Raw genomic sequence first — 6,041 nt, forward strand, 5'->3', positions numbered from 1 at the left:
CGGCACAACGGGCCTTCCATGGCCCGATGTGCCTCTCGCGGCGTCCCTGCCGCTCAACCCCTTACCCAACGACTCCGCTCGGCCTGCGATGAACGGGGCGGGTAGAGCAAAAGCAGATCAAAAGCAGATCAAGAGCGGGCGGCGTGGTTTGCTTTTGTGGGTGTGCTGAGCGCACCAAGCGAGTTATGCATTCATGCAATGTGGTGATCCGTTGCCGTCTTGTTACGCGGAAGATCTTTAGTTTTCGCCACCACATGGCGTATTGTTGCGCACGCGCGCCAATGCTGGCATTCGGGCCTTTCTGGCTATGCTGGCACAGCACTTTCCTTGAGGTTTGCCACAGGTGGCTCCCCCCGTTTCGGGTGGTGGGCCATTTGGCTGTAGGTGTAAGGTCATGAACCTTTGCAGTAATTCAGGTTGGGCGTTGAGCATGCCGGTGGTGTTTACCGTTTTGGTATGCATCGGTGTGCTTATGCTTGCCCACTGGGTTACCCGCCAGCGCGGCTTTCCTGGGCGTGACAGCTTCTTTCTTTTGCACATGGCCAGCTTCTGGTGGCTGGTGGCTGCCAGCCTGGAAATGGCGGCGCAAAGCAGCGAGTGCAAAATGTTCTGGGCCAGCATGGCTTGGCCCGGCATTGTCGGGTTACCGACGTTCTGGGCGGTGTTTCTCTGGCAGTACGTCAATAGCGAGCGCAAGCCGCTGCCGTTGAGCCAGGTGGCAGTGTTTGCGGTGGTGCCGGTTGTGGTCTGGTTGCTGGCGCTGAGTAACCCGTGGCATGGCTTGTTCTATACCCCCGAAACCGCGCCGCTGAATGCCGAACCCGGCGCGCCGTTGCTGTATCGCCACGGCCCGTTGTTTTACGCCACGGCGATCTACGAATACGCCTTTGTGCTGTTCTGCCTGGCGGTGGTGATCAAAGCCGCGGTGCTTAGTCGTGGGGTGCATCGCCGGCATTATCTGGCGTTTGTGCTGGTCACTCTGCTGCCGTGGGGCGCCAACCTGTCGTATGTGTTCTGGGATGTGCAGCTGTTTGGCTTTGACCCCACACCCTTCTGTTTTGCCTTCACGCTCTTGGCGTTCTCCTGGCTGATTGTCGGGGTGCGGTTGTTTGATCTGCTGCCCGTGGCGCGGCATCTGTTGCTGCAGGAGTTGCTCGACCCGGTGCTGGTGGTCGACACCCAACAGCGTCTGTTGGAAGCCAACCCGGCCGCCTGCCGTTTGGCCAATCAACGCGAATTCCAGCAGGGCGTGGCCCTTGGTGAGTGGCCGGTTTATGGCGCGGCGCTACAGGCCGTTTTGCAGCAGCCCGCCACTGTGGGCAACGACCGCCTGCTAACCCTGGAAGATCCACCACGCTATTTTGAAGTCAGTTGCCGCGCTATTGAGCGCGCCACCCGCAGCGGTTCGTCACTGTTGGGGCAGATGCTTTATCTGCGTGACGTGACCCAGCGTCATCTCAGCGAGCGCACGCTGGCCGATGCCCTGGCGCTAAGCGAAGACCGTTTGCGCACTATTTCCAGCCTGCATGAGCGTTTGCAGGAGCAGGCGCTGCGTGATCCGCTCACGGGCCTGTACAACCGTCGTTACCTGGATGAGTTCTTCGACCGTGAACTGGCCCGTGCCCAGCGCGAGCAAAAGCCGTTGGCGTTAGCGTTGATCGATCTCGATCACTTTAAAGCGCTTAACGATGCCCATGGTCACCTGGTTGGTGATGACGTGTTGGTGCTGGTGGCGCAGTTGCTCACCGATGCCCTGCGCAGCACCGACGCGGTGTTCCGTATTGGCGGCGAAGAGTTTCTGCTGATTCTGCCCGGCGTTGGCCCCGAAGAAGCACGGCAGCGGCTGGAGCGTATCTGCCTGGAATTGGCGATTACGCCGGTGGGCACGCGCAATGGTCCGCAGTCGGTCACCCTGTCTGCTGGCTTGGCCTGCTGGCCGGCCCAGGGTGAGTTTCTGGAAGACTTGCTGCAGATCGCCGACGCCGCACTTTACGAGGCTAAACGTAGCGGTCGTAACCGGGTTTGTGGCATGCATACTGCCTCACTGTAAGCCTCGTGCTAGACGCACAGTGAACTCTCCTGACAGCACTCCGGTCTGACAGGAGGAATTGCAGGCAGACTCGCGCTAAACTGCGCGGGATTTCAAACCCTCTGGAGCCGTCCATGTCCCGCGTTACCCTCAGCCGCTACTTGATCGAGCAGACCCGAAGCAACAACACTCCCGCCGATCTGCGCTTCCTGATCGAAGTGGTCGCGCGTGCATGCAAAGAGATCAGCCATGCGGTATCCAAGGGCGCCCTGGGTGGCGTGCTGGGCAGTATGGGCACCGAAAACGTGCAGGGCGAAGTGCAGAAAAAGCTCGACGTGATCTCCAACGAGATCTTGCTTGAAGCCAACGAATGGGGTGGCCACTTGGCCGGTATGGCGTCCGAAGAAATGGACAACGCCTACCAGATCCCCGGCAAATACCCGAAAGGCGCCTACCTGTTGGTATTCGACCCACTGGATGGCTCGTCCAACATCGACGTCAACGTTTCGGTTGGCACCATCTTCTCGGTGCTGCGTTGCCCGGACCAATACCTGAGCCAGAACGACAGCCTCGACGAGCAGGCCTTTCTGCAGCCAGGCACCAAACAAGTGTGCGCCGGCTATGCCATCTACGGCCCGCAAACCATGCTGGTGCTGACCCTGGGCAACGGTGTTAAAGGCTTTACCCTTGATCGCGAGTTGGGCAGCTTTGTACTGACCCACGACGATATCCGCATTCCGGAAACCACCGCCGAATTCGCCATCAATATGTCCAACTCGCGCCACTGGGAAGCGCCAGTCAGCCGCTACGTGGACGAACTGTTGGCCGGCGAAGAAGGCCCGCTGGGCAAGAACTACAACATGCGTTGGGTCGCGGCCATGGTTGCCGACGTACACCGCATTCTTACTCGCGGCGGCCTCTTTATGTACCCGCGCGATTCCCGTGAGCCGAGCAAGCCGGGCAAGCTGCGCTTGATGTATGAAGCCAACCCGATGTCCTTTATTGTCGAGCAAGCCGGTGGTGTTTCCACCAACGGTATCGAGCGCATTCTCGATATTCAGCCGACCTCCTTGCACCAGCGCGTAGCGGTGTACCTGGGCTCGAAAGAAGAAGTTGATCGCGTTACTTCCTATCACCAGGCTTAAGTCATGAGCGCCCCTTGGCAGCCGTTGCTCGACTGGTGGTTTGGTTCGGGCGAGACGGCGGCCGAGGTGGCCAGCAGTCAGCAAAGCCTGTGGTTCGGCAAGCAAGATAGCCAGGACGACTACGCCCGCGAGCACTTCGCACCCTTGGTGCGCCAAGCGCTGGCGGGCGAACTGGAAGACTGGACGGAAACTGCGGAGGGTTGGCTGGCGCTGATCCTTTTGCTCGACCAACTGCCGCGCATGATTTACCGCGACAGCCCCTTTGCCTACTCAGGTGACCTGCGTGCGCAACAGTTGGTTGCCCGTGGTCTGGCCGCTGGTTGGGAGCAAGCGCTGGCGCCGCTGGAACAAACCTTTGTGTACCTGGTGCTGGAACATACCGAGAGCCTCGATAGCCAGGCCCTGGCCATTGAGCTGTTTGCCGGGTTGCTGGGGCAGGTGAGCGACGAGGAGCGGCCGTACTTCGCCAATACCCTCGACTATGCCAAGCGCCATCAGCAGGTGATCGTCCGTTTTGGGCGTTTTCCCCATCGCAATCAAACACTTGGCCGCGAAAGTACGGCTGATGAAATTTCCTACCTCAAGGAACCCGGTTCCGGCTTCTGACGTCAAAACAGGCAGTCGCCGGCCGCCTGTGCCACGCTGAGTTCTCGCATTCTCTTCCTGCCTTGGAGCTACCCCATGACCCTGCGTCGCCTTCTTCTGCTGTCCTTCTGCGTGCTCATTACCGCGTGCAGCAAAATCAATCAGGACAACTATTCGAAAATTCAGGTCGGCATGAACAAAGCCGAAGTCGAAAGCCTGCTGGGCAGCCCTACCGATTGCTCGGGCGCCATTGGCCTGTCGAGCTGCACCTGGGGCGATAAAGAGACCTACATCAGCATTCAATACGCTGGCGACAAAGTCGTGGTGTTTGCTGGCCACGGCCTGAAATAAGGAGGGCGTGTTATGCGTTTGCTGCTATCGCTATGCGCCGCCGCGTTGCTGGTGGGCTGCACCAACTCTGGCACCGGTCCGGTGCCACCGAAAACTGTGGATAAGGTCGACCTCGAACGTTACCAGGGCACTTGGTATGAGGCGGCACGTCTGCCGATGTTCTTCCAGCGCAACTGCGCGCAGTCCGAGGCCCATTACACCTTGCAGGCCGATGGCAAAGTCGGTGTGCTGAACCGCTGCCGCACCGCCGAAGGCAAATGGGAAGAGGCCAAGGGCGAGGCCGTGCCGCAAGAGGAAGGTAAGACCGACAAGCTGTGGGTCACCTTTGATAACTGGGTGAGCGACATCTTGCCCGGCGTCACCAAGGGCGATTACTGGGTGCTGTACCTGGACGATGACTACGAAACCGCCCTGGTCGGTAACCCTAATCACGAATACCTGTGGCTGCTCTCGCGCACACCGGAGCTGAAACCGGGCATGCGTGAAAAGCTATTGGAGGTGGCCAAAGGGCAGGGCTACGACACCAGCAAGCTGATTTGGCGCACGCCGGATTCGCAGATCAAGCAGTAAGGCCGCTGCCTATGCTCGCGTACGGCTTAAGATTCTGGATCCCCGCCTGCGCGGGGATGACGGAGTTTTTTGCACCATCGGCCGTCATTCCCGCGAAGGCGGGCGGCGAACGGTGAATGGCGCGCGCACTGCGCATCCTATGGGATAGCGTCAGCCCTTGGCTTTCGGTGATTGCAGATGGATCTGCACGTCGGTGTCGCCCTGGCCATGTTCGAACAGGCATTTAAGCGGCGTCGGTTTGCCATTTAGCAATGGCGGATTGGCCGAAAACCCCACCGGTTCCAACGGAATTCCCCGTGGGCTGAGGTCCAGCTGGCCATTGCCGTTGCTGTCTTGATACAGCTGCAAGGCATAGCGCCCCGGCGGCAAGTTGCGCAAACGCAAGGTTTGCTCAGTGCTGTGCAGTTCGCGCAGCGGCGTTGCTGGCCACTCGTTTTGATCGGCAAATACCAGCGCCAGGGCAAAATTGCCCTCGGCCTGAACGCCGTCGATCTTGACCACAATGTCACCCGCTAGCGCCTGCGCGCCGACGAGTAACAGGAACAAGCCGGCAGAACGGGCCAGCTGGGTTACAGAGGGATGATTTCTGTGTGGCATAATTCCGGCACTTTTATGTTGCAAGGATTGCGCGCGCGATGCGTCAGGTGTTGGTGGTGCACTATTCACAAACGGGCCAGTTAAGCCGGCTGGTGCAGTCCGTCTGTGGGCCGCTGCTCAAACGTAGCGACATTCAGGTGGATTTTCTCGCTATCGAACCGGCGCAACCTTACCCGTTTCCCTGGCCGTTTCTCAGCTTTTTCCGCATCTTTCCCGAAACCGTGCTGATGCGCCCACAGCCGATCAAGCCGTTGGCTGTCGACCCTGCCAAGCGTTACGACTTGGTCATTCTGGCGTACCAAGTGTGGTTTCTGACTCCCTCACTGCCGATCACCAGCTTTCTCGCTTCCCCTGAAGCCGCGCAGCTCTTGCGCGACACGCCGGTGGTGACGGTTATCGGCTGCCGCAATATGTGGCTGATGGCCCAGGAAAAACTCAAAACCCGCTTAAACGAGCTGGGCGCACGTCTGCTGGATAACGTCGCCCTGACCGACGCTTGCGGCACTGCGGCGAGCTTTTTGTCGACGCCGTTGTGGATGTTCACCGGCCGGCAAAAGCCCTACAGCTGGGTGCCGCGCGCCGGTATCGACGACAACGAGATTGCCGCTGCCAGCCGTTTCGGCGAAGCCATTGGCCAACGCTTGAGTGCTGATAACACCCCGCTTACCGAGCCCATGCTGCAAGGCCTGGGCGCGGTGCGGGTGGATGAAAAACTGATCGGCAGCGAAACCGTCGGCAACCGTAGCTTCCAACTGTGGAGTCGT

7 protein-coding genes are annotated in these 6,041 nt (G+C 59.6%); 6 read left to right on the forward strand and 1 reads right to left on the reverse strand.

What is annotated here, in order from left to right; translation table 11 throughout:
• Window positions 1-394: 394 nt before the first annotated feature.
• The 5 genes from AAAB16_RS05195 (at window position 395) to AAAB16_RS05215 (ending at window position 4,680) form a co-directional block, all read left to right on the forward strand.
• A complete protein-coding gene (locus AAAB16_RS05195; protein WP_340662386.1) occupies window positions 395-2,050 on the forward strand; it encodes a histidine kinase N-terminal 7TM domain-containing protein in 1,656 nt (551 codons plus the stop codon).
• Between the two features lie 113 nt (window positions 2,051-2,163).
• Window positions 2,164-3,174 (forward strand): class 1 fructose-bisphosphatase, encoded by a 1,011-nt coding sequence (locus AAAB16_RS05200; RefSeq protein WP_340662387.1) that lies wholly within the window; start codon window positions 2,164-2,166, stop codon window positions 3,172-3,174.
• Between the two features lie 3 nt (window positions 3,175-3,177).
• The gene (locus AAAB16_RS05205) at window positions 3,178-3,780 is read left to right on the forward strand and encodes a DUF924 family protein (protein WP_340662388.1); all 603 of its coding nucleotides are present in this window, start codon (window positions 3,178-3,180) and stop codon (window positions 3,778-3,780) included.
• A gap of 75 nt (window positions 3,781-3,855) precedes the next feature.
• Window positions 3,856-4,110, forward strand: a complete 255-nt coding sequence (bamE, locus tag AAAB16_RS05210; protein WP_110618234.1) for an outer membrane protein assembly factor BamE — start codon at window positions 3,856-3,858, stop codon at window positions 4,108-4,110.
• A gap of 12 nt (window positions 4,111-4,122) precedes the next feature.
• Window positions 4,123-4,680: a lipocalin family protein gene (locus AAAB16_RS05215; protein WP_340662389.1), complete on the forward strand. Its 558-nt coding sequence runs from the start codon at window positions 4,123-4,125 to the stop codon at window positions 4,678-4,680.
• A 150-nt stretch (window positions 4,681-4,830) separates the two neighbouring features.
• Here the strand turns inward: AAAB16_RS05215 and AAAB16_RS05220 are convergent, their stop codons facing one another.
• The gene (locus AAAB16_RS05220; RefSeq protein WP_340662390.1) at window positions 4,831-5,277 is read right to left on the reverse strand and encodes a DUF2141 domain-containing protein; all 447 of its coding nucleotides are present in this window, start codon (window positions 5,275-5,277) and stop codon (window positions 4,831-4,833) included.
• 38 nt (window positions 5,278-5,315) lie between these two features.
• Here AAAB16_RS05220 and AAAB16_RS05225 point away from each other — a divergent pair.
• Window positions 5,316-6,041, forward strand: a 726-nt coding sequence (locus AAAB16_RS05225; RefSeq protein WP_340662391.1) for a dialkylrecorsinol condensing enzyme, incomplete at its 3' end; no start/stop codon positions are given.

The organism is Pseudomonas sp. (assembly GCF_037994325.1).
In the GTDB taxonomy this organism is placed as follows: domain Bacteria; phylum Pseudomonadota; class Gammaproteobacteria; order Pseudomonadales; family Pseudomonadaceae; genus Aquipseudomonas.

Coding starts and splice junctions, on each gene's coding strand:
- AAAB16_RS05195 (WP_340662386.1), top strand. CDS start 395: ATGAACCTTTGCAGTAATTCAGGTTGGGCGTTGAGCATGCCGGTGGTG.
- AAAB16_RS05200 (WP_340662387.1), top strand. CDS start 2,164: ATGTCCCGCGTTACCCTCAGCCGCTACTTGATCGAGCAGACCCGAAGC.
- AAAB16_RS05205 (WP_340662388.1), top strand. CDS start 3,178: ATGAGCGCCCCTTGGCAGCCGTTGCTCGACTGGTGGTTTGGTTCGGGC.
- bamE (WP_110618234.1), top strand. CDS start 3,856: ATGACCCTGCGTCGCCTTCTTCTGCTGTCCTTCTGCGTGCTCATTACC.
- AAAB16_RS05215 (WP_340662389.1), top strand. CDS start 4,123: ATGCGTTTGCTGCTATCGCTATGCGCCGCCGCGTTGCTGGTGGGCTGC.
- AAAB16_RS05220 (WP_340662390.1), bottom strand. CDS start 5,277: ATGCCACACAGAAATCATCCCTCTGTAACCCAGCTGGCCCGTTCTGCC.